The sequence below is a fragment of the uncultured Maribacter sp. genome, assembly GCF_947496775.1.
GTDB lineage: Bacteria > Bacteroidota > Bacteroidia > Flavobacteriales > Flavobacteriaceae > Maribacter_B.
Map to the genome: position 1 here is coordinate 744,183 of NZ_CANMDU010000001.1, position 26,017 is coordinate 770,199.

Here is a 26,017-nt window from a genome sequence, read left to right on the forward strand (position 1 = left end):
ACGATATCTATTTCAATATAAAGAGGGTTTTTAATACTAAAAAAAGTAATCGTTCTTAAATTATAAGAGTTAACCAATGAATAAAATAAATATACATCTTGTTATCATGTTGTTTTCAGTGTTATCGTCATTGTATGCGCAGAATTCAGAAAAGAATCAGAAATCTATTTTAGAGAATTATGAGCAAGTAGATTTGAGTAATTGGAAACTAATATGGCAAGACGAATTTGATTATTCGGATAAAGAATTAGATAAAAAATGGATTTCGCAAAATGGCCCAACAGAACACGTTTTGGTAGCCTGCAGTCGTTGGAGAGAAAATGCTGTTGTACAAAATGGTATTCTGGAACTTGGTATAAAAAAAGAAACAAGAGGAGGACAGGATTGGACGGCAGGTAATGTTTGGACAAAGAAAACATTTGGTTATGGATATTTTGAGGCTAGGTATAAGTATGCAGTTGCACCCGCAACTAATAACTCCTTTTGGTTATGGCCCAAATTTAAACTAGCTAAAGGAGAAAAGGCTTGTGAAGTCGATATTAATGAAGGGCACTTTCCAAGTATCATAAATACAAATGTACATAACTGGACAGATTTTGATACAGCTCCTAGTGGAAGAAAAACACATTCGAGTAATCAGCTACATCATACACTCACCGCAGAGCCATTACATGAAATAGAGTTGAAAGAAGTAGTAAAAACCAAAAAAATTAGACTCATTTCATCAACACCCAAATCAATTCAAATAAGCGAATTACGCATTTTTGGAACATCAATTAAGAACTTTCCAAATAGCAATAAGCCATTACCAGAACATATCAAAAATTTAGTGGCTAGTAATGATGTTACCATTACAACAAACGGAAATAATTCCAATGCTTTAAAATCAGAACCAGGTTTTGTAGCAGATAATCGTTTAGATACCAGATGGGTATCGAGAAACTCTGGAGATAAGTGGATAGAATTTGAATGGGATGCAGATAAAGAAATAAAAAGCATTCAGTTTATAAATGGTTGGCTGCAAAATGATGGCATGTCAAGAAACCTTATAACAGATTATAAAATACAAGTGTTCGAAAATAACATTTGGAAAACAATTCATGAGTACAATTTATCTGAAACATCAAACTTCGGAGAAGAATATCATACCTATGGCTTAGAGTGGGATGAAGATTATTTTAAATTCTATTTTGATGGTAAGCTATATTATACAATGCGCAATGCGGTTTGTTTTAGCGAAACTAATATCTTGTTTAGTCTAGCAATTTTAAAAAACAATTATTCTGGCCCTATTACAGATGATTTAGATGGAAAAAGTATGAAAATAGACTACGTTAGATATTATAATCGAAAAAGTGGAACAACAAACTAAATACGAATGAAAATTATGCGTAAACTTTCGTTATCACTTCTTTTAGTAACTGTATTAATAGCTTGTTCTGATAAAAAGAACAAAAAAGAAGTGTTGAATACTATAAAAGAAGAAGTTATAGACTATCAGATTGAATTGGGTAAAGTAGCTCCTGAATCCGTTTTTGCAAATGATTCTTTAAGTATTTGGGGCGGTTCTCTAGTTAAAGGGGAAGATGATAAGTACCATATGTTTTATTCCGTTTGGCCCAAAAAACTGGGTTGGGAATGGGTTAATTATTCCATTATTTCACACGCTGTTTCAGATTCGCCATTTGGACCTTTTGAACATAAAAAAGATGTTTTACCAGACCGAGGTCCAGAATTTTGGGATGGTTCTACAACGCATAACCCAACAGTACACAAATTTAGCGATAAATATTACCTGTATTATATGGGAAATTTTGGTGATAAGAAAATTGTGAGTACACCAGGGAAAGCTAAAATAAACTGGGAGCATAGAAATAACCAGCGCATTGGTGTAGCTGTTGCAGATAGCCCCAATGGACCATGGAAACGTTTTGATAAACCTGTACTAGATATTACTGTAAATGATTCGCTTGCTCATGATGCATTAATGACCTCTAATCCATCTGTATGTCAAATGGCAGATGGTAAAATATTAATGGTTTATAAAGCCGTTGGAAAAAAGTTTAAACTACCTGCTGGTGGTCCCGTTGTGCATATGGTAGCCATAGCAGATTCGCCAACGGGTCCATTTAAAAAATATCCAGAGCCAATATTCACCTTTGAAGGTGAGGCGTTTCCTGCGGAAGATCCATACATCTGGTATCAAGATGGCAAATATAGAGCAATAGTAAAGCGAATGAATCACGAAGGGAAAACAAGGGTGTTTTCATTGGTGTATTATGATTCTGAAGATGGCATACATTGGGAACAAGGTAAATATTTTGATGTTTCTGATAGAACAGTAATGTTTACGGATGGTAGGAAAATTAAATTTGACCATCTAGAACGCCCGCAAGTATTTATGGAGGGTGGTGAGCCAGTAGCACTTTTGTGCGCAGCAGATTCTATAGATGTGAATAATATTCGTCATTCATTTAATATCCAAATACCATTGAAAATTACTAAATATAAAAAATAAGAACATGAAAAAAATAGTCTGTTTATTCATTTTTGTAGTGGCACTGTACAGCTGTAGTAAAGAGGTGCAACCACAAGAACTAAAACCAGTTTCATTGAATGGTAACTGGCAATTTTTAGCTTCAAATTCAATTAATGAAGAGGAGCTTTTTAAAGCATCGTATAACCAATGGGATACCTTGCAAGTGCCAGGGAATTGGGATACCCGTGAGCGTTATTCAGAATATGTAGGTAAAGGCTATTATCAAAAAACATTCAGCCTACCAAAAAACTGGAAAGCTAAACAAGTTAGATTAAAATTTGATGCTGTTTATGAAACTACTAAAGTTTGGTTAAATGGAGAATTATTGGGAGACCATATTGGGGGCTACACACCATTTGAGTTTAATATTACCGATAAAGTTGATTTTAATAAAGAAAACTCTGTTGTAGTTATGGCAGACAACACGTATAAACGTGGTGCTTGGTGGGCATGGGGAGGTATTAGTAGAGATGTAACTCTGATGGCTAATGATGATGTAAGATTAGTTTATCAACATATTACTTCGGTTCCAGATTTTGAAAAACAAACCGTAGATTTTACAATTAAATATAAAGTTGAAAATAATGGAAGTACATCTGCTTTTGGTAAAATATATGCTGAGATTGAAGGGATTCATAAAGATTCTCTCTCTTTAACCGTTGAAAAAGCATCAACGGCTGTCTCGTATTTAAAATTTAAAAAACCGCTTTCAGATGTAGAATTATGGCATTTTAATGCACCTAATCTTTATCAACTGAATAGTACAATTTCTATTCATACGAATGAAGTTGATACAGCTTCAGATAAATTCGGAATTAGAAAATTTGAAGTTCGCGGAGAGCAATTCTTTCTAAATAATGAGGCTGTAAGAATGAACGGAATAAATCGTGTGCACGACCATCCAGTTTATGGCAATACAGAACCAGATGAATTGGTGTTAAAAGACATGTTAGATATTAAATCTTTAGGCTGTAATTTTTCACGCTTAATGCATGCGCCACTCTCAAAAAACTTACTAAAAGTGTGTGATAGTATTGGTTTTTTATTAGTAGAAGAAATTCCCGTTTGGGGAGATGATGACCCACAAACGTTTCCTGATAACCCTCTAACTAAAAAATGGATGAAAGAAATGATAGAACGTGATTATAATCACCCATCTGTGGTTGCTTGGAGCGTGGGTAATGAGTTACGAGAGAATGATTCCATTGCAGCAACATGGCCAGAAAAAAAGATGACCAAAAATCAATACGATTATGCAAATTCCATGTTAGATTATGTTAAAGAATTAGACCCATCAAGATTAAAAACATACGTTACTATTACCACGTACAGAAAAGGCGAAATAGGTAGTGAACCCTATGAAAAAGTAGATTTTATATCAATGAATTCCTATGGTAGTGCAGTAGAACTTACTAAAATAACGCATGATAAATTTCCAGGGAAGCCAATTTTTATCTCTGAAATTGGTATTGGCCAAATTGGACCTGCACCCAAAGGAAAACTAAAAGATGAGCTTGTTGGATATTTAAAAAAGCTTAAAGATTTACCATATGTAACAGGCATATCGCTTTGGAGTTATAACGATTACAGAAGTAATTATCGTGGTACACCAGAATCTGGGTTTAGAGAATGGGGCATTGTAGATGAGAAACGTAATAAAAAAGAAGCATATGAGCAGCTAAAAGAAATATATGATTATTGGAGTATAAGAGAATTACCTGAAAATAGTAAATAATTAAAGGCGAAAAGCCGCAGTTTAACAAAATCAAAATAAACTAAGGTTGTTCTACAACCTTGGTAAATTATAATTAAATAAAATTTAAAATCTTTTGGAAAAAAAAGCAGAATTAACAGGAATTTTACCGGTGATACCTACACCTTTTAATGAAGACATGTCTATAGACAAAGCTTCTATAAAAAAAGTCACTTCATTTTGCATTGAGTCTGGTGCCAGTGCCTTAGTATTTCCCGGTGTTGCGAGTGAATACGATTTTCTGAGTTCAGCAGAACGATTAGAGTTGTTAGAAGCAATATATGAAGTCAATCAGGGTAAATTGCCTATAATTTGCGGAGGCGGAAAAGGTAGCGCTGAAGAAATAGGAGAAAACATCCTAAAATCAGAAAAGTTTGGAGTACATGCCGTTATGGTACTCATTCCAAAACAGTTTAAAGAAGATATTGAAGGAGCAACCAATTTTATGAAAACGGTATCTGAAATAGCACCAAATGTTGATGTAATTCTTCAAAATGCGCCATTTCCAATTGGAGCAGGTTTAGATCCTGAATCAATCTGTGAGATTGCAAAAGCTGTAAAGCAAATAAAATATGTTAAGGAAGAAACCCTTCCCTCTGGAAACAAAATAACAAATCTAATAAAGAACGCACCCTCACATTTAATAGGTGTTATTGGCGGCGGCGGCGCTAGGTATGTTATCGATGAGATGAATAGAGGAACAGTAGCAGCAATGCCGGCTGCGGAAATTACTGACCTTCATGTTGCCATGTGGAATGCTCACAAATCTGGAGATATAGCCTTGGCACGAACAATTTATAAAGATACTTTGCCCTTGCTAATAATTCAAGCCGTTTATAGAATGCGTTTAACCAAATACGTATTGACTTTGCGTGGAGTATTTAAAAATTCGGTGGTGAAAGCACCTCTTCCAGAACTAGACGCGCAAGATAAAGAAGAACTTAAGTATCAGTTAGAGAGTTTATCTAAATATTTAAAAACGACAACAACGGTATGAGCAAAGTAAAAAAGGTAGAAGCTTTTACATTAACGATACCAAGAGACAAGCCTTACTTGGGAGATGCTAAAAAAGGAGAAGAAGCAAATGAAAAAGGCTATTTTGTTCGTAGTGGTAATAAAACAGTATACGCTACTGTAGATAGAACGGTTATAGTAAGAATAGAAACGGACTCTGGAATAGTTGGTTGGGGAGAAACGTATGGTCTTATTGCTCCAGAAGCTACCATGGCGTTGATCAACGATTTTATGGCAGATTTTGTTGAGGGTAGAGACCCTTTTGACGTGTCTGTTATATATGAAGACATCTATAATATGATGCGCTTTCGAAAATATAGTGGCGGTTATTATCATGATGCGTTAGCAGCAATAGATATTGCGCTTTGGGATATTTCAGGAAAAATGGCAGGACTACCAGTCGCTAAGCTATTAGGAGGTCAAAGAAGAAAAGAAATTCCGGCTTATGTTTCGGGTTTACCAGAATCAACATTAGAAAAAAGAGTAGAATTAGCAGTTTCATGGAAAGATAAAGGCTTTAACAGTTTTAAGTTTGCTACGCCACAAGCAGGTGAGGATTTAAGCAAAGAGATGGAAACTTTAAGAAACGCATTGGGAGTTTCTACTAAAATTGCTTGTGATATGCATTGGAATCAAACTTCAGCAGAAGCAATAGCAAAAATCATTCAGATGGAACCTTATAATCTATGGTTTGCAGAAGCTCCTACAGCTACCGAAGATATAAAAGGACTTTCCCACATAGCCCGCACCGTTAAAACTCCTATTGCTGTCGGGGAAGAATGGCGAACAGTATATGATGCAGAAGCTCGAATTAATGCAGAGGCTGTCCATATTGTTCAACCAGAAATGGGACATGTTGGTATTACACAATTTATGAGAATAGGGCTAGCAGCTCAATTTCAAAATTTGAGTATAATACCTCACGCAACCATAGGTTCCGGTATATTTTTGGCTGCAAGTTTACAAGCTAGTTCTGCTTTAGAAGGTATAAAATCTCATGAGTATCAACATACTATATTTGATAGAAACCAACATTTAATAACTGAAGGCATAGAAGTAAAAAAAGGGATGTATAATATTACCGACAAACCTGGTTTGGGTATAGAACCTACTCCATATACAATTTCGCAATTAAAAAAATAACATGGAAAAAGTAGACTACATTGTAATTATATTATATGCTATTGGAATTGTTGCTGCAGGAATGATATTTTCTGGTAAAATGAAGAATTCTAAAGACATGTTTGCAGCTGGGGGTCAATCTCCTTGGTGGGTTTCGGGATTATCAGCTTTTATGACATGTTTTTCAGCAGGAACTTTTGTTATTTGGGGAGGAATTGCATATAAATACGGTATAGTTGCTGTAGTTATAAATATTTGTTATGGTGTAGCTGCTATGTTTGTAGGTAAATGGGTGGCAGGAAAGTGGCGAAAAGCAGGAGTTAATTCTGCTTCGGAATACTTACAAATTAGATATGGTTCATCTATAGTGCAATTTTACACTTGGTTAAAAGGGATAATGGTAATGTTTGTTACCGGTGGGTCTATTTACGCCTTATCTGTAATCGTATCAGCATTAATGCCTCTACCAGAAGGACACTTATTGGTTGACCCAGCAACTGGATTTTTATCCATACCTATAACCTCTATTATTATATGTATTATCGTAATAATAATTGCTTTTTCTGGTGGCTTATGGGCTGTCTTAATGACCGATGTGTTACAATTTGTTATTTTAACGGTTTCCGTTGTATTTGTAATTCCTTTAATAATAACTAAAGCAGGTGGTATTGATAACTTTATAAATAATGCACCTTCTGGATTCTTTTCTCCTGTTACTAGTGAATATAGTTGGTGGTTTATGATAGGATGGGCAACAATTAACTTTGTATCCTTAGGGGGCGAATGGGCCTTCGTTCAAAGATATGTATGCGTGCCAAAATCCAAAGATGCCAAAAAAGTAGCATATTTAATTGGAGTATTATATTTAGTTAGTCCGCTTTTTTGGATGATTCCTCCATTAATTTATAGAACAATTGAGGCTAATGTTAATCCGGAACAAGCATATATTTTAGCCTGTAAAGAGGTTCTTCCATTAGGAATGATAGGATTAATGATTGCTGCAATGTCATCTGCAACTGCTAGTATGGCTACTACAAGATTAAATGTATTTGCAGGAGCGTTTACAGAATTTTACAAAAGAGTAGTACGTACTGTAAACGAAACCCAATTAGTATTTGTAGGAAGACTCATAACAATAGTATTAGGTCTAATAATTATAGCTGGAGCACTATTAATTCCTCAATATGGCTATACTTCCTTTATAATTGATATTAATACTCTTTTATACATTCCATTAGTCCTACCTACTATTTGGGGCTTGTTTTCCAAAAAAATTAAACTTTGGGGCGTATGGTTTACTACTGTATTTGGATTTGTGTCTGCTTACGTACTTAAATTTATGTTAGCCAATGAAGGCTATTTAACCAATATTGATTTATTTAACCCATTAGTCGTATGGATTTCTGAAAATAGTCGTATTGCGGATATGGTTTCAGGAGTTATTGGTCCATTTACAATATTGTTACTATTCGAATTTTTTAGTAAAAAAGAAGACCCTAAATGGAAAGAAGTTATGGAGTTAAGACAAACGTTTGAAAAAGAAAAACCCCTTTCAGCATCGTTGATGCCTTTAAAGATGCTATATATAACCATATCTATTATTGCTATTGCTATAGCTTTATTAGCTTTAATAAATGTTGAGCATATGCAAATTATGTTTTCTTTTTCAATTGCCTTAGCAATAATTGCGTACTTAGCTTATAGATATTTAAAAAATGCTAAGAAAAAAATAAGAGTACAATAAAAAATATTAAAAATGAAATTAACACAAGAAATTCAAAGAATTACGATGCTGTCTTTACTATTTATTCTAGTTATTTCCTGTTCAGAAAGTAAGCAGAAAACAGAACAAATAGCAGAAAAAAAAATGGAAGGTGTTTTTCCTTTTAAAATGCCAACAGAAAAGCCAAACATACCATTAAGTTCTTCATCAGACCGTATGTTCGATTATCCTACGCCTAGAGTACAGGATAATGAGCTTTTTTCTCAATTTAAATATACTCGTTTAAAAGGTTTCGATTATAGTAATGGCGATGGTACAGTTTCGCGTAGAGACCCATCACGACCAATTTTTGTAAACGGTAAATACTACGTATGGTATACAAAGCGCCATACTAAAGTACCACCTATAGGATGGAATCGTGCTGCTGAAGCTACAGATGAAATACCATCAACTGATTGGGATTTAGCAGATGTTTGGTATGCAACAAGCGAAGATGGAATCACTTGGGAGGAACAAGCTGTAGCCATTTCTAGACCAGAAAAACCAAATTCTGGTTGGCGTTCAGTCGCTACGCCAGACATATTAGTTTGGAAGGGAAAATACTATTTGTATTATCAAGCATTTGATGAACCTAGTGGTTTAAAAGGAGATTTATGTCCGGTATCTGTTTCTTACGCAGATTCTCCGGATGGTCCTTGGACACATGGTGGAGATAAAGTAATTCCTTTTGGAAAAGAAAACGAATGGGACCATAAAGCCACACATGACCCACAGCCTATAGTACGTAATGGAAAAATTCATGTTTACTACAAAGCAGCCTATAATAAGTGGCCAGATAATAGAAAAAACTATGCTGTAGGTCATGGTTTAGCTATTGCAGATGATCCTTTAGGTCCTTATGAAAAACACCCGCTAAACCCAGTAATGCAATCTGGTCATGAAACTACTTATTGGCCTTATAAAGGAGGAATAGCAACTTTAGCAATTAAAGATGGTAACGAGCGTGAAACCATACAGTATGCCGAAGACGGTGCTAATTTTAAAATCGCATCAAGTGTTTCTTTGACACCTACGGCAGCGGCACCATTTGTAGCAGATGCATTTACGGATACAAAAGACGGTAGAGGATTTACTTGGGGCTTATCTCATTTTATAAATGCAGGAACTTCTAAAAAAAGTTACTCTATTATTGCTCGTTTTGACTGCGACTTAAGTTTAGATTATGACGAACCTGCTTATAAAAACACAGGTGTTTGGCATAAACCAGAAGTGTATTTTGCACAAGGAGTAGGTAGCATTAATAAACATCCAGAAGGAAGGACTATTAAGAAACAGTAAGAAAATTAATTATTTATACCCATTTATCAAAAGCAAATAGTACCCCTAAAACTACGCTGTATTAGGCAATATTAAAAATAAGGGTGCTATATGCTTAGGTGTAGTATGAATATACTTCGTTATAATTATGAAAATAAAAACATTGTTTTTGCTGTTGATATTTATTTCTTGTAATCAAAAGATAGTAATACAACAGAGTACTGCACTTAAAGAAGAAAATACATATGGAGAATTAATTTTTTACGATGATTTTGATAGAAATGAAACTCAAGAAATAAAAGATGAAGTAGGTAATGGCTGGACAACCAGTAGCGATAAGACTGCTAAAGGACATAAAGAGGTAGATTTAAAAGATGGTAAAATGCATGTTTATATCCATAAAGAGGCTAACCATGCTGTTTCGGTTAGGCATAAAATGGGTTTTAAAGACGGGGCTATAGGGCTTGATTTTAAATTAGACCATCCTGATGATGTTTTAGTTATGAATATCGCAGATATGACCTGTACTAGTGTTCATGCAGGGCATATAATAGATGTAAAGGTAAAAGCCAAGATGCTAGAAATGTACGATTTAAAAACAGGAATTTTTTTGTTGGAACACCGTAATGCGATTTTAAATAAGACACTAACAAATGAAAAGGAAGAATTATTAAAATTAAAGTCTAAAAAAGTACCTAATAACGTTTCTCTTGGTAAGTGGCATTCGCTAATGATAGAAATAGTAAACGATAAATTAATTGTTTTTATTGATAAAAAAGAGGTAGGAAGCTTCTCCTCCAATGGTATAGCACACGATAAAAAAGGTCTTTTACGCATTTTAGTACCAAGAAAAGTGACTGTAGACAATCTTAGGGTTTGGAAGAAAATGTAATAAACTGCCTCTAGACTAGTGAATAAGGCATTTATTATCTAGCTTTTATATTGAGTTAAACCTTAATGTGGATGATCCTAACAATACCTACTCCGATGCTTACCATAACGATTTGGTAATTGAAACTATGAAAACTATGGCCACAGAACAAAACAATATCGTCTTATTGTTTGGAAAGACAAAAGCAATCCTGCAAGACCTCTTGTTTTCGTTCAACTATACGATTATAATACTAACACAATAGAAAACATAGCTTAAAAAACCCTGAAATACTAGCAAAATTTCTTGTTCAATTTTATAGGGAATGGTTAGAAAAATGTTCTAAAAAGGAAATACAACTCCTTCTGAATACTGATTTTAATCTAGCTTAAACCATATATTCTATAGACAAGACCATTTGTTTAGCTATTAATAGTTGTTAAACTATAGATTTGGCTTTAGATATTTATTACTCTTCAATAATTTCTAAAAAAGCATTTATAATTCAATAACACAAATAGTAAAATGAAAGTAATCCCTTTAAAATTATTATTTTTTTGCACTCTTTTATTCCTATCTAATATAGGTAATTCGCAAAAAAAGCCTTCTGAAAAATTTGAACAAAATTGGGAATCTTTAAGTAAAATAAATGAAACTCCAGATTGGTTTTTAGATGCCAAATTTGGAATTTATGCACATTGGGGACCAGTATCCTCTGCTTTTGTTGGTGCGGACCCAGACAAACATTACGCAGGATGGCATGGCATGAAAATGTATGATAATGGTAAGTTAGATAAAACAAAAAAAGGAAAACCAACAAATAATTACATACACCACAGAAAAAAATATGGCAATCCGTCTAAATACGGATACAAGCATATCATAGAACAATTTGATCCTTCTGGATTTAATGCAAAAGAATGGGCTACATTATTTGCATTATCTGGAGCTAAATTTGCTGGCCCTGTTGCCATGCACCATGACAATTTTGCTATGTGGGATTCTAAAGCAACGCGATGGAATTCTATGAACTATGGAGGTATAGACCCATCTGCAGAACTTAAAAAAGAAATTGAAGCTACTGGCTTAAAATATATGGGTTCTTTTCATCATGCATTTACATGGAAATATTTTTCTACAGCACATGCCTATGGAGGAGTTAAAGCGGAAGATTACGATTTATATACTAACCCACATAGCTTAGATTCTGATACTCCAGATGAACAATTCTATAACGATTGGTGGGCTAAATTAAAGGAGTTTATAGACGTTTACCAACCAGATTTAATTTGGTTTGATTGGTGGTTAGAAAATATGACCGATGAGTCTAGACAAAAATTCTTAGCATACTACTACAATAAAGGAATAGAATGGAATAAAGAAGTTGCAGTATGCTATAAAGAAAGTACTTTTCCTGAAGATACTGCCATAAAAGATTATGAGCGTGGACGCCCTAACCAACCAAAAGAACAAGCTTGGTTAACTGATACTTCACCAGGAGCATGGTTTTACAGACCAAATGCTAAATTTAAAACTCCAAATGAATTAGTAGACATTCTTATAGATATTGTTTCTAAAAACGGGAATATGCTACTAAATGTACCACCAAACCCAGATGGATCTATACCGCCTGTAATGGTTAACTTATTAACCGAAATGGGGGAATGGCTTAAAATAAATGGGGATGCTATATATGGTACTCGTCCGTGGACTGTATTTGGAGAAGGCCCTACTCGTTTACCAGAAGGCGGCCATAAAGTAGAGAAAATAAAAATTGAATATACCAATAAAGATATACGTTTTACCAAAAAATCGGATAAGGAATTTTATGCGATTGTAATGGATAAACCAAGTAACGAAACCGTGATAAAAACCTTAAGCACAGATATTGGTGTGCTTAATTCTAAGATTACAGAAATTACTCTTCTTGGTAGCACTGAAAAAATAGAATGGGAAAGAAATAGTAAAGGGCTAGTAATTAAAGCGCCTAAAAAAGTTCCATCTAATTATGCACACGCCTATAAAATAGTACTTGAAGGCTACACAGAGAATAATATTGGAGGAGAGGAAAATGCACATACAGAATAAGAAAAAAATGAAAAAAACACTATTATTTTGCTATTTACTACTTAGCACTTGTGGCCTAATCAATGCTCAAGATATAAACTTTAATGCCGATTGGAAATTTTATAACCAAGAAGCAGAAGGTGCAGAAAAACCAAACTATAAGGACTCTTCATGGAGAAAACTAAGCCTGCCTCATGACTGGGCAATAGAAGGTCCTTTTGATGTAAAATATAATGCAAGAGCTGGCGGATTACCTTTTCATGGAACAGGATGGTATCGTAAACACTTTACCATGGATTCTAAAAACAAAGGAAAAGTAGTTACCCTAGAATTTGAAGGAGCAATGTATGATGCCTATGTATGGGTAAATGGTACATTGGTAGGGAATAGACCTTATGGCTATATTGGTTTTGAATTTGATATTAGCGAACATTTAAAATATGATGGTTCAGACAATACAATAGCTGTTCGTTTAAGACCGCAGGATTTATCTTCTAGATGGTATCCTGGTGCAGGCTTATACCGATCTGTTTGGTTAAAAATTGACAATCCTATTCATGTTGGTCAATGGGGAACTTATATAACTACGCCTACAGTTACTAAAGAAATAGCCGTGGTACAAAACGAAACTACTGTTGTTAACAAAAACAACAAAAAGGTAGTTGTAAATGTAAAGCAAGAATATGAATCTCCAGAAGGTAAAATTGTTGCTACTGTAGATGAAAATATAACTGTAAAACCAAATGCAACAGCGGTTTCTCAATTATATACAAAAATTGAAAATCCAAAACGTTGGGATACCGAAAACCCTCATTTATACAAAACAATAACTACTATTACAGAAAATGGTGAAGTTGTAGATGTCTTTTATAGTAAAATAGGTTTACGAACAATTTCTTATACCACTGAAGGTTTCTTTTTAAATGGCAAAAAAATACGTTTTAATGGAGTTTGCTTACACCACGATAATGGTTCTTTAGGCTCTGCAGTATACAAAAGAGCAGATGAGAGAAAATTACAAATCATGAAAAGCATGGGGGTAAATGCCATACGTACAAGTCATAATCCACCATCTAGAGAGTTTTTAGAAGCTTGTGATGAACTAGGGCTTCTTGTACAAGATGAAGCTTTTGATGTTTGGAAAATGGAAAAAGTTCCAAATGGATATAATGTGTTTTTTGAGGAATGGGCAGAAACAGATTTAAAAGACATGATTCGTAGAGATAGAAACCACCCTTCTATTGTTATGTGGAGTATTGGTAATGAAATTATTGAGCAAAAAGATGCCAAAAACGGTTGGAAAGTTGCAAAACAACTAAACACCTATTGCAAAGAAATAGACCCTACTAGACCAACCTCCGCAGGATTTAACAATTACCCTGGCCCATACAAAAATAATATGGCCCAACAGGTAGATATTGCGGGAGTAAATTATAAGCCTTCTAGTTATAAAACTTTAATAGATACTTACTCAAATTTACCACTTTATGGCTCTGAAACTTCTAGCTGTACAAGTAGTCGCGGAGTATACCACTTACCTATTAAAAAATATAAAACACATGAATCTCTTCATGTTACTAGTTATGATTTAATTGGCCCACCATGGGCATATCCTCCAGATATTGAATTTCATTTTCAAGAACAAAACCCTAATATTATGGGTGAGTTTATTTGGACAGGTTTTGATTATTTAGGAGAGCCAACACCGTATGGTGGAAAAGATAATTCTACCAATGGATATTGGAATGCAGATTGGCCATCTCATAGCTCCTATTTTGGCGCAGTTGATTTGGCAGGTTTCCCTAAAGATAGGTTCTTTTTATACCAAAGTCATTGGACCGCAAAACCAATGATTCATTTATTACCACATTGGAATTGGAAAGGGATGGAAGGTAAAGAAATTCCGGTTTACTGCTATACAAATTGTGATGAAGCTGAGCTTTTTGTAAACGGAAAATCTATGGGTAGAAAAGTAAAAGGCAAAGACATAACCGAACTCAAGGTTAATTTCTTAAGATACGAGCCTAAAACTTTTGCGTCTAAATACAGGTTATCTTGGAATGTCCCTTATCAAACCGGAAACATAAAAGTAATTGGTTACAAAAATGGAAAGCAAGTACTAGAAAAACAGATTAATACCGCCGGAAAACCAGCTAAAATTAGTTTAAAAGTAGATAGAAAAGAAATTAATGCTAATGGGGAAGATTTAGCCTACGTAACAGTTCGTATTGAAGATAAAAACGGTAACCTATGCCCTAACGCAGATAATTTAGTACACTTTACTGTAAAAGGAGCTGGAGAATTATTAGCTGTGGATAACGGAAATCAAATAAGTTTAGAATCTTTTCAAGCAAACCATAGAAAAGCGTTTAGTGGTATGTGCTTAGCTATAATTAAGTCTTCCAAAAAACCTGGAAAAATAACACTAACTGCAAAATCGAAGGGATTAAAAAGTGCGCAAATATTTACGATTTCAAAATAATAATACAAATTAAACTAGGGTAGTTAAAAACCAATCCCATTATGAATAGAGAGCTAAAATATCAAATTTGGATATTATCAATCATGATGGGATTTGTATTACCCCTCCAAGCTCAAATTGTTCTACTTGGAGATAATACTCCATATGCAAATGTTAACGATGGTAATTTTGAAGCTGTACACGGATACTGGCGTCAATCTAAACAATCGCCATTTTGGACAACCAAAAATGTAAAAGGATTGGGAGAATATGGAATGGGAATACATTATGGCACCTTGTTTAGTAATAATGATTTAGGTATTGCTGAGTCTAAGTTATTAAATACAAATCCTAAGTATCAGAATCCCAAAAAAGGGGATATTTTACAATGGAGTTTTGGTGCAGATTTAGAATACATTAGTCAAGGAAGTATTACATTAAGTCTTGTTTTTGGGAAACATGAACGTATAGTTGCAGATAAAGTAAAACTAATAGGCTCTGATAAAGTAGTTGAACATTTTAATGGACAGTATGTAATTAATGAAGAAGATGCTAATGCAGGTTTGCCATTTGTTAGAGTTACTTTTTATTCTGAAGATGAGATTAAAGTATTTCTGCATTATGTAAATATTAATGTTATTGATGAAAAAAATAGTGGCCCAAAATTAAATGCCTTAGTAAAAAAAAATGGAATTAAACTAAGTTGGAAAGATAAACTCGCGGATAAAAAAAGTCTCTTTAATGTTTACCGACAGTATGCTAAAAAAGGAGCTTACAAAAAGATTGGAGAATCCTATAGCAGTTCTTTTCTTGACACTACTATGATTAATGGTGTAGCCTACACTTACGTAGTTACACGTTTTAATGAAAAAGAATCTGGAGCATCAAACAAAATAGTAATTAGCAAAAAAGATACTATTGCCCCTAAACCACCTACCGATTTAACAGCCGAAATATACGATTCTGAAATACAAGTTTCTTGGAAAAAAAGTGTTTCTAAAGATGTGAAAAATTATTCAGTTTATAGAGGAGATGAAAATGGAAATAATCTTCAAGAAATTGCACATAATATTACCAAGAATTTCTTTTTAGATTTTACTCCAGCTAAAGACATTAAAAATACGTATATAGTTTTAGCAGAAGATTTCAGTGGAAACAAAAGCATAGTATCAAAACCATTAAAAGCTAAAGTAAAAATGGTTTCTGGAGCGTCGTTTAGCGATTTAATTTTGCCTATGCCTATACACCACAAACTAACTTCAAAAGCTTGGGGAGCCAATGGAGTTTTACCACGAGATATTAGTAATGGTATAGAAGACCCGGAATGGAGTTATTGGGGAGGACGTCCTGTAAAAGATAAAGACGGCAAATACCATATGAATGTTACCCGTTGGCCGGCTAATGCAACAAAAGGCCATTGGGAGTGGCCCAGGTCTACCGTTGCTCATACCATTTCCAAAAAACCAACAGGTCCGTACAAAGTTGTAAAAGAAACAGCCTATGACTACAATAATGGTTTAGGACATAACCCAGATATCATTTTACTAAATGATGGTACTTATTTAATGTATTCCTTGATTAATTGGGAAGCTACTTTGTTTTCTGCCACGTCCATGAATGGTCCTTGGAAGCGATTGGGAATTATGGAAGTTAATAAAAATACTCCTTTAGAAAAACCGCAACTCCAATATCGTTTTGAAAGGAACCTATCTGGAGTGCATTTAGAAGACGGTCGTTTTTTATTTGTTACTAAAGGTGGTGCTATGATGCTTAGTGAAGGAACCAACCCATTAGGACCTTACACTATTAAAACAGGCCCATTACAAGGAAATACAATAATCCCAGAAAAATATAGAAATTCTAATTTTGAAGACCCAGTTCTCTGGAAAGATGAAGTACAATACCATATGATGATTAATGCTTTTATTGATTATCGTGCCATCTATTTGCGTTCTCCAGATGGCATACATTGGAAGTTTAATCCCGGAACCGCTTATACCCCTAATAATACATTTTATGAAGATGGCACCCAAACACACTGGTACAAATTAGAAAGACCACATGTTTTAACAGACGAATATGGGCGCGCAACACATCTTTCTTTAGCTGTTATAGACGTACCTAAAGCAGATGATTTAGCAAAGGACAAACACAGCTCTAAAAACCTTATTCTTCCATTAATAGTGCCTAAAAGAATTAAACTTTTAAATAAGAATAAAATTTCTAAAACAACCAAAAAAATAAAAATCCTAATCCAATCCGAAGTTGGTTTTAATGCTCAAGAAGATATAGATATAAGCTCCTTGCGCTATGGAGCTTGCGAAGAAGTAGATTATGGTCGTGGCGCAAAACTTTTAAAGACTAACAAGAAAGGAAAAAATCTAATCCTAATTTTTAATGGCGAGGGAAACGGAATTACTGAAAGGAATTTTGCTGGTAAACTTTTAGGAAAAACAAAAGAAGGTAAATTGCTAATTGGGTTCTCTAAAATAAAGTAGAACAAAACAAAAAATGATTAATTTGAAAAAAATAACAATTCTTATATTCACGCTTCTAATATCAATTAGTTGCAGTAAAAAAACGCACTGGAATATTACCGAATTTGGTGCCAAAGCAGATGGTAAAACGGTAAATACAGAGGCTATACAACAAGCAATTGACGCTTGTAGCAAAGCTGGTGGAGGAACAGTAACTATAGAAGGTGGAATTTATATTTCTGGAACTATTCTACTAAAAGATAATGTTAACCTTCATGTTGCAGAAAACTCGACATTAATGGCAAGTATTAACCCTAACGATTTTTACAGTATAGATCCATTCATAGATGCTACAGGACAATACAGAGGACAATGTCTAGTTGGCGCGGCAGATGTGAAAAACATTTCTATCACTGGTAAAGGAATCATAGATGGGCAAGGCAAAATGTTTACTCCACAAAACGCAAAAAAGACATTAAAAAAATTAGGTCTTAAAGAAAAAAAAGAAGATTTCTCCGGCTTAATTGCCAAAGACAATAATTATGTAAATAAAAATATTCGGTATTCTAACAGACCTTTTTTAGTACGCTTAGTAAGAGTAACGAATAGTAAACTAAAAGACATTACTCTAAGACAACCAGCCGCTTGGACACTTCACTTTTTTCAATGTAATACTTTTGAAGTAGACGGCATAGAAATTTACAGCAAAGCAAATAGGAACAATGACGGAATTGATATAGATTCTAGTACTAATGGTATGATTAAAAACTCCTTAGTAAATTCAGACGATGACGCTATTTGCTTTAAGGCGACAAGCCCTTTAGCTACAAAAAATGTTACCGTACAAGATTGTAAATTAAGTAGTGGTTGGGGCGCCATTAAGTTTGGCACAGAATCTATGGGTAATTTTGAAGATATTACGGTAAAGAATTGCCATATTTTTGATACTCGAGGTGGTGGAATTAAAATTCTAAGTGCAGATGGAGCGAATGCTAAAAACATCCTTATTGATAATATAAATATGGTAGACGTTGAAATGCCAATATTTATTCGCCTATGCGAAAGAAGATTAACCTACAGAGGTGCAGAGCAATTACAAACAGGCAGTATTACTAACGTAACCATCTCTAATATTAAAGCCGTTTCTAGAAAAAAAGAAGACTTACGCATGTTCCCTACAGTAGGTTTTTACTTTTCAGGCACACCTAACCATAAACTAGGTACTATAAATTTAGAAAACATAGATATTACCTTACCTGGAGGAGGAACAGAAGAAGATAGTAAAGTAGTAGTTCCAGAAAATGTAACACAATACCCAGAATTCACTATGTTAGGGATAACTCCTGCCTACGGTATGTATGCGCGTCATATCTCTAATTTAACAACTAAAAATATTTCTTTTAAAGTAACATCTAAGGACGCAAGAGAAGAAATTATTACAGATAATGTAAATGGTAAATAAGATGAAGGACAAATTATTAAAAAGAACTATATTCTATAACAAACCTCACGCAGCCATAAAGAAGTAACCTACTACCCCTATAAAACATATGTGTTAGGGATTTACCTATTTGTAAACAAATTAAAGAACGAACCCTTGTATCTTTACAAGGCTCTCTTTTTTAACACTATATATTAAAAATGAAAACACATTTTAAAAAGCAAAACATATATACCATTATTCTTATATTATGTATCCACGTTACGGTCTTTGCAACAGATTTTAATGTTATAGATTATGGAGCTAAAGCAGATGGTGTAACTATAGATACCAAAGCAGTGCAAGATGCTATTGATGCTTGCACCAAAGATGGAGGTGGAAAAGTAATTATTCCATCTGGTAAAACTGTAGTTATTGGCACTATTTACCTTAAAGATTTTGTTACCCTGCATATAGAAAATGGTGGCACATTATTAGGCAGTCCTAACTATAGTGATTATACCACAGACACGCATAAAAACATGTACAAGAATGAGCCGCACATGAACCGCTGTCTCATTTTTGCTAAAGACGCTAAAAACTTTGCCATTGAAGGATATGGCGTTATTAATGGAAACGGTCATCCAAAAAGCTTCAATAAAAAAAATGGAGGAAGACCAATGCTTTTGCGGTTTTTAAATTGCAACAACATTCAGATAAATAATATTACTCTTAAAAACCCTGCAGCATGGACTTCTGCTTGGTTATATTGTAATGAAATAGTTGTAGATGGTATTAAAATTTTAAGTAGAGTTAATCATAATGGAGACGGTTTAGACTTTGATGGTTGTACTAATGTAAGAGTCTCTAACAGCTCTTTTGACACTAGTGATGATTCTATTTGCTTACAGGCTTCTATGCCAAATAAACCATGTAAAAATGTTGCGATTACTAACTGCACATTTACAAGTAAATGGGCAGGAATGCGTATTGGTCTACTTTCTAGAGGAAATATAGAATCGGTAACCATAACCAATTGTACTTTTAATGATATTCAAGATTCTGGACTAAAAATTCAGTTAAATGAGGGAGGAATTATGCAAAACATGGTGTTTTCTAATCTTGTTATGAAAAATGTACCAAGACCAGTCTTTATGACTTTTACACAACAAAAGGCCTGTGTAGATGCTCCAGAAGAAATGTACCCAATGCAATCTATGAAGAACTTTATTTTCCAGAATATTATAGCCGACAACACCGCATTAGATAAAAACTCGGCCTTCTTTATTACAGGAATGCCTAAACACTATATAGAAAATATTAGTTTTAAGGATATTCAGTTTTTAGTATCTGGAGGTGGTTCTAAAGAAGATGCCAAAAAAACGGAATTTAAGGAATACACTTTAGAAGTACTAAAAGGCTGGTGGCCAGAATTTAGTTTAGTGGGTACTTTACCGGCATCTGGCTTTTTTGCAAGACATGTAGACGGTTTGTTTGTTGACAATTTTAATTTAATTATTACAAACAAAGACCTTAGAAACCCTATAGAACTACATGATGTTAAGAATGATTATTTAAAAAACATTTTTCTAAACAAAAAACCAATATCACAAACCCAAATTAATAAAAAACAATAATGAAGGCGTTTACAAAAAGAATAATCCTCCTGGTATTAATAGCTTACAGTATTAGCTCCATTGCGCAAAAAAACAAACCAAATATTGTAGTTATTTATACAGATGATCATCGTTTTTCTGGAGTACATGCACTTGGAGGTATGGCGGTACGAACACCTAATATAGACTCTTTAATTGCAAATGGTGTGTCTTTTTCTAATGGGTATTTAATGGGTTCTTTTTCTGGAGCTACATGTGTGCCTAGCAGAGCTATGCTAATGACCGGAAGAAATGTTTTTGAATTACAAGGACAAGGAAATACCATTCCTTCGGAACATAAAACCATGGGCGAAATTTTTAAAGAGAATGGATATCACTCCCAAATTGTTGGAAAATGGCATCAAGATAATGCCTCTTTACATCGTTCTTTTAATGATGGTGAAAAAATAATGGGACTAGGAGTCTATTTAACAGATCACTTTAGAATGCCATTATGGGATTGGGACAAAAAAGGTAAGTTTGCAAAGGAAGATGCCTATCTCTTAACCTATAATGAAGAAGGAAAAACGGTTAAAAGACCTTTAAATAAAAATGATAAAAGAGGGCCAACGGGAACAGAAGAAGATGGCCCGCACACTTCTGAAATTTTTGCAGAAGACGCATCTAAATTCATCAAAAAATATAAAAAGAAAAGACCATTTTTTATGTACTTGGCTTTCCATGCACCGCATGATCCAAGACAAGCCCCACAGGAGTATAGAGATCTGTATCCACCAGAAAAAATAGAACTTCCTCCCTCCTATTTAGCGCAACATCCTTTTGATAATGGTCATATGGTTTTACGTGATGAGGAACTTGCGGCATGGCCAAGAACACCAAAAATTGCACAACAACAACTTGCGGATTACTATGCAATTATCACACATCTAGACGCGCAAATAGGAAAAGTAATTGCCGCTCTAAAAGAAAGTGGTGCTTATGAAAATACCTTAATTGTTTTTGCCGGCGATAGTGGTTTAGCAGTAGGTAATCATGGGTTAATGGGTAAACAAAATATATATGACGAAGATGGGATACACATTCCTCTAATTTTTTCAGGAAATTTAATAACAGATAAAGGTTCTAAAAGAGATGCTCTAGTATATAATTTTGACATTTTACCTACTTTATGTGAGTTTACCAATACTCTAAAACCAGCATCGATTACCGGAAAAAGTTTATTACCAGTAATTAACAAAGAAACCAAATCTGTTAGGGACTATACCTTCCATGCTTATAAACAATTCCAAAGAGCATATAGAAAAGGAAACTATAAACTTATTGAGTATGTAAGAGCTAAAGATTTTCATAAAAAAAACGGAGAATCTATAAGAGGTTCTAGGGTAACACAACTCTTTAATATTACAAAAGATCCTTGGGAAGTATATGACCTTTCTTTCTTTCCTGAATATGCAGAAACGGTTAAAGTTATGCGCAAAGAAATGAAAGAAAAAGCACAAGAGCTAGGGGACAAAAAAGCAAATATAGAAGGTGAAAAATATGGCTTTTGGGAATTTTATTAATCCTTATTAGCACCAATTATACTTTTAAAATAAAAATAATAATAAAAGACATATCTTGAAGAAAATTTATGAAGACCACTGAAACAGTAGGAGCCGGGATAACAATTCTTCCTAATCTATTAAATGCTTCGCCAAATAGCACTATTAATGTAGCAGTTATTGGTGTTGGCAGGAGAGGAACAAATAATTGAACACAAATTCAAGGTTTATACCCAATTTCTAAAGAGGATAAAACAAAGCTAAGGAAACCACATAAACATGTAAATATTGCTACTATTAGAGGTAAAGGACCAAAACCAAGTTCTAATTTTGCTTATGGAGCAGACCTAACAGAAATGTCACTCCTTGGTGTTTTCTCCCAAAAATTTAATACAAAAATAGAATACGACGCGGCTATCATGAGAATTACTAACCAACCTGGATTACAACCCTATGTAAAAGAAGATGTACGTGAAGGTTGGGCATACGGAGAAGATTTAAGGAGATAAAAACTACCTCACGACAAATCCAAAACATGATAATTGACACCACTTTTTATTACAAGTCCAACCTAAACATATTTAAATATCAATTACCAAATAAAGGTATTCTTTACAAAGCAAAAATCGTAAGCTCCCTGCAATAACCTCATATATTAAAAATAGTTATAACTGTACTTAACTATCTCTAAATCCTCTTCTTACTATCAAAAAAGAATAATTCCAAATTAAATTCTTCAAAATATAAATTTCATAAAAAACCCATATGTAACTAGAAAAACACACGTTACCAAATTATTTAATACTACTCCAAACTCCCCATTTACGGGCATTCTACATGAATTAACCTCTCCAAAAAGCGTGTTTAGTTAAAAAACATTCGTTTTAATAAAAATTCAACGCAAACCATTTGTTATCCGTTTTTAAATATTTGTTTCCCTATATACGTATGTCTGAAAATATATTTGTCATACAACGTACAAATTGTTGTTAAACTAACTTAAAAACTCTAATGCTTATGAAATTATCAAATTTTATGAAACAAAAATGTCGATCGCGCAATTTACTCCTTGCGCTATTTTGGGCGGCCAGCACATCCTTAGGCTTTTCTCAAGACTTCACTATTAGCGGTACAGTTAATGACAATACAGGACAACCATTACCTGGTGCCAATGTTGTCGTTAAAGGAACCACAAATGGAACACAAACAGATTTTGATGGTAATTTTACCCTTAACGCTCCTAGTAACGGAACAATATCAGTAAGTTACATAGGTTTTGTAACCCAAGAAGTTGCAATTAACAACCAATCTAGTGTTACAGTAACTCTCGCAGAAGATGCCAGCCAATTAGATGAGGTTGTTGTTATTGGTTATGGTTCTCAAAAGAAATCAGATTTAACTGGTGCAGTGGCTACTGTAGGTTCTAAGGATATTGAAAAATATACTTATAATGATGCTTCACAAGCATTACAGGGTAGAATGGCCGGTGTAAATGTACAAGCACAAGGCGGTGCTCCAGGAGCTGGTTCTGTAATTACTATTAGGGGTACTGGAACATTTAGTAACAATGGCCCGTTATATGTAATTGATGGGATGATTACTGGTAGCATGAATACTGTTAACCCTGGTGATATTGCTAGTGTTTCTGTATTAAAAGATGCTTCGGCAACTGCAATATATGGTTCTAGAGCAGCTAATGGTGTAGTAATAATAACTACCAAAAAAGGAAAAAAAGGAAAAGTTAGTATTGATTTAGATACTAGTTACGGATACCAAAAAGCTATTAACCAAATAGATTGGGCAGATGCTACACAATACGCTGCAATAGTTAATAGAGCAAATGATGCAGATGGTGTTCCAAGATACCCAGCAAATGATACAGAATTTGATCCAAACTATAGCAGTAATTTATACGATGATTCATTTAGAACTGCATCTATAAGTAATACAAACCTTAGAGTTTCTGGAGGTGGTAAAAATAGTGTTTATAGTCTTTCTTTAAATCAATTTGACCAAGATGGTGTTATTAAGTATTCAGATTTTAAAAGAACTACCGTAAGAGCTAATTTTGGATTAGATAAAGGAAAATTTAATTTACAAAGTACAATTGGGTTAACAAGAACAGTAGATAACCCAAACCCATACTTTAATAAAGAAAGAAATTTATTACCAACTATTAGACTAAGAAATGATGCCGGAGAATGGAGTTCAGACGATAGAGCAGATAGAGGTATTACAACTGCCTATGGTGCTTTTTACGGCCCTGGCACAATCGCAAATGAATTAGCTATAGCTGCTTTAGAGGATAGAACTAATACGTTAAATACTGTTATTAGTAATGTATCTGGTTCTTATGAATTATTTGATGGATTAACATATAAGTTAAACTTAGGCATGGAATCTTCTGCTAGAAATAACTATACTTTTAGTCCGGATGAACAAGTAATTTACAATGGCTCTAATAAAGCAACATCAGAATTAAGAGAAACAAATACAAACCGTTTAAATACTTTAGTAGAACACACTCTTAACTACAAGAAATCCTTTAATAAACATAATGTAGACGTATTAGCTGGTTTTACAGATCAAAAAAATAATTCTAGATCTTTAGGTATAGTTGCCCTTAATGCAATTAATAATATTAGTGTAGCTGGTGCATTTAGTTCTGAAAATTTACAAAGTGCCCCTTCACAAGATATTACTTCTACTATCCAATCTTATTTTGGTAGATTAAATTATACATTTGATGATAGGTATTTATTAACGGCAAGTTTACGTCGTGATGGTTCTTCTTTGTTTAAAGAAGATTTAAGATGGGGTACTTTCCCTTCAATGGCAATAGGTTGGAATGTTAGTAACGAACCATTTTTAGAAGATTTTGATGCTGTATCTAATATTAAACTAAGAGCAGGTTATGGAGAAATAGGATCTAATAATGTAGATCCTTATGCTATAGACCCTTCTATAAACCTTTTTAGTACATATATTTTAGGAGACACACAAACCAGACAATCTGGTTATGCTGTAACAAGAGGTGTAAATAGGAATATTTTTTGGGAAACTACTAAAACTACTAATGTTGGTTTAGAATTTACTACTCTAAATAATAAGTTAAATGTAACTATGGATTATTTTATAAAAAAATCCGAAGACATTTTAGTAAACATTCAATTACCACTTTATTCTGGATTTAAGAATACAATCCCTTTTAATAGAGGTAATATAGAAAATAAAGGTTTTGAATTCTTAGCCACCTATGCGGATCAAATAGGAGATTTAAACTTTAACGTAACAGCTAATTTTTCTACCTTAGATAATGTAGTAACTTCTTTAGGAGGACAAGCTCCTATAGTTGGTGGTGGTTTTACTTCTAATGGTTTACGAGGTACAAGAACTGATATTGGACAACCCATTGGTTCTTTTTATGGTTACGTAACAGACGGAATTTACCAAACAGATGCAGAAGCTACCGCTGCTAATGATCAAGAAGGTAACCCTAGAGCTGGTGACCTTAAGTTTAAAGATTTTAATGGAGATGGTGTAGACCCAGAAGATAGAAGATACCTTGGCTCATCTATTCCTAATTTTGAGTACGGATTTAACCTAACGGCAGATTATAGAGGTTTAGATTTAAGTTTATTTTTTAATGGTGTAGCGGGTAATAAAATTCTTAACTCTACAAAATATAGAGGGTATTTTGATTTTAATGGCAACTATTTAGCAGATGCTGCAAATGCATGGACACCAACTAATACGAACACTAATGTTCCTAGAAACACACAAGTTGACCCTGGGTTTAACCGTAGAATGTCTGACTTTTATTTAGAAAGTGGAGCATATTTTCGTTTAAGAAATGCACAAATAGGGTATACACTTCCTGATGATGTATTAGAAAAAATAAGAATCCCTAAAGTAAGATTATACGTTTCAGCAACAAACTTATTTACTATTAGCGATTATTCTGGTTACTATCCAGAAGTTGGTAGAAACAGTAGAGGTGGTACAAGCCAATTTAACAATGGAGTTGATGAAGGAAACTATCCTACTCCAATAACCTATCAATTAGGTTTACAAGTTTCTTTTTAATAAAAAAATG

Annotated in this window: 17 protein-coding genes; all 17 read left to right on the forward strand. The window is 33.8% G+C overall.

Going from position 1 to position 26,017, the window contains the following annotated elements:
* Positions 1-76 precede the first annotated feature (76 nt).
* A complete protein-coding gene (locus tag Q0856_RS03350) occupies positions 77-1,372 on the forward strand; it encodes a family 16 glycosylhydrolase (protein ID WP_298502567.1) in 1,296 nt (431 codons plus the stop codon).
* 15 nt (positions 1,373-1,387) lie between these two features.
* Positions 1,388-2,518 carry a glycoside hydrolase family protein gene (locus Q0856_RS03355; protein WP_298502570.1) on the forward strand — a complete coding sequence of 377 codons (1,131 nt, stop codon included), beginning with the start codon at positions 1,388-1,390 and terminating at the stop codon, positions 2,516-2,518.
* Between the two features lie 4 nt (positions 2,519-2,522).
* Positions 2,523-4,274 carry a glycoside hydrolase family 2 TIM barrel-domain containing protein gene (locus Q0856_RS03360; RefSeq protein ID WP_298502573.1) on the forward strand — a complete coding sequence of 584 codons (1,752 nt, stop codon included), beginning with the start codon at positions 2,523-2,525 and terminating at the stop codon, positions 4,272-4,274.
* A gap of 94 nt (positions 4,275-4,368) precedes the next feature.
* Positions 4,369-5,289, forward strand: coding sequence for a dihydrodipicolinate synthase family protein (locus Q0856_RS03365; RefSeq protein ID WP_298502576.1), 921 nt, complete (start codon positions 4,369-4,371; stop codon positions 5,287-5,289).
* A complete protein-coding gene (locus Q0856_RS03370) occupies positions 5,286-6,449 on the forward strand; it encodes a mandelate racemase/muconate lactonizing enzyme family protein (RefSeq protein WP_298502579.1) in 1,164 nt (387 codons plus the stop codon). Before Q0856_RS03365 ends, Q0856_RS03370 begins: the two co-directional genes overlap by 4 nt.
* 1 nt (position 6,450) lies before the next feature.
* A complete protein-coding gene (locus Q0856_RS03375) occupies positions 6,451-8,172 on the forward strand; it encodes a hypothetical protein (RefSeq protein WP_298502582.1) in 1,722 nt (573 codons plus the stop codon).
* 12 nt (positions 8,173-8,184) lie between these two features.
* Positions 8,185-9,489, forward strand: coding sequence for a glycoside hydrolase (locus Q0856_RS03380; protein WP_298502585.1), 1,305 nt, complete (start codon positions 8,185-8,187; stop codon positions 9,487-9,489).
* 127 nt (positions 9,490-9,616) lie between these two features.
* Positions 9,617-10,360, forward strand: a complete 744-nt coding sequence (locus Q0856_RS03385; protein WP_298502633.1) for a hypothetical protein — start codon at positions 9,617-9,619, stop codon at positions 10,358-10,360.
* 504 nt (positions 10,361-10,864) lie between these two features.
* A complete protein-coding gene (locus Q0856_RS03390) occupies positions 10,865-12,427 on the forward strand; it encodes an alpha-L-fucosidase (RefSeq protein WP_298502634.1) in 1,563 nt (520 codons plus the stop codon).
* A 7-nt stretch (positions 12,428-12,434) separates the two neighbouring features.
* Positions 12,435-14,888: a glycoside hydrolase family 2 TIM barrel-domain containing protein gene (locus tag Q0856_RS03395; protein WP_298502637.1), complete on the forward strand. Its 2,454-nt coding sequence runs from the start codon at positions 12,435-12,437 to the stop codon at positions 14,886-14,888.
* A gap of 41 nt (positions 14,889-14,929) precedes the next feature.
* A complete protein-coding gene (locus tag Q0856_RS03400; protein WP_298502639.1) occupies positions 14,930-17,365 on the forward strand; it encodes a hypothetical protein in 2,436 nt (811 codons plus the stop codon).
* A 22-nt stretch (positions 17,366-17,387) separates the two neighbouring features.
* Positions 17,388-18,806 (forward strand): glycosyl hydrolase family 28 protein, encoded by a 1,419-nt coding sequence (locus Q0856_RS03405; protein WP_298502642.1) that lies wholly within the window; start codon positions 17,388-17,390, stop codon positions 18,804-18,806.
* 179 nt (positions 18,807-18,985) lie between these two features.
* The gene (locus Q0856_RS03410) at positions 18,986-20,401 is read left to right on the forward strand and encodes a glycosyl hydrolase family 28 protein (RefSeq protein WP_298502644.1); all 1,416 of its coding nucleotides are present in this window, start codon (positions 18,986-18,988) and stop codon (positions 20,399-20,401) included.
* Complete coding sequence (locus tag Q0856_RS03415; RefSeq protein WP_298502647.1) at positions 20,401-21,942, forward strand: sulfatase-like hydrolase/transferase; 1,542 nt, start codon at positions 20,401-20,403, stop codon at positions 21,940-21,942. The genes Q0856_RS03410 and Q0856_RS03415 overlap by 1 nt, the downstream gene beginning before the upstream one ends.
* A 68-nt stretch (positions 21,943-22,010) precedes the next feature.
* The gene (locus Q0856_RS03420; RefSeq protein WP_298502649.1) at positions 22,011-22,133 is read left to right on the forward strand and encodes a hypothetical protein; all 123 of its coding nucleotides are present in this window, start codon (positions 22,011-22,013) and stop codon (positions 22,131-22,133) included.
* A 144-nt stretch (positions 22,134-22,277) separates the two neighbouring features.
* Positions 22,278-22,430, forward strand: a complete 153-nt coding sequence (locus Q0856_RS03425; protein ID WP_298502651.1) for a hypothetical protein — start codon at positions 22,278-22,280, stop codon at positions 22,428-22,430.
* A 526-nt stretch (positions 22,431-22,956) separates the two neighbouring features.
* Entirely contained in the window at positions 22,957-26,007 is a 3,051-nt protein-coding gene (locus Q0856_RS03430; RefSeq protein ID WP_298502654.1) for a TonB-dependent receptor, read from the forward strand.
* Positions 26,008-26,017 lie beyond the last annotated feature (10 nt).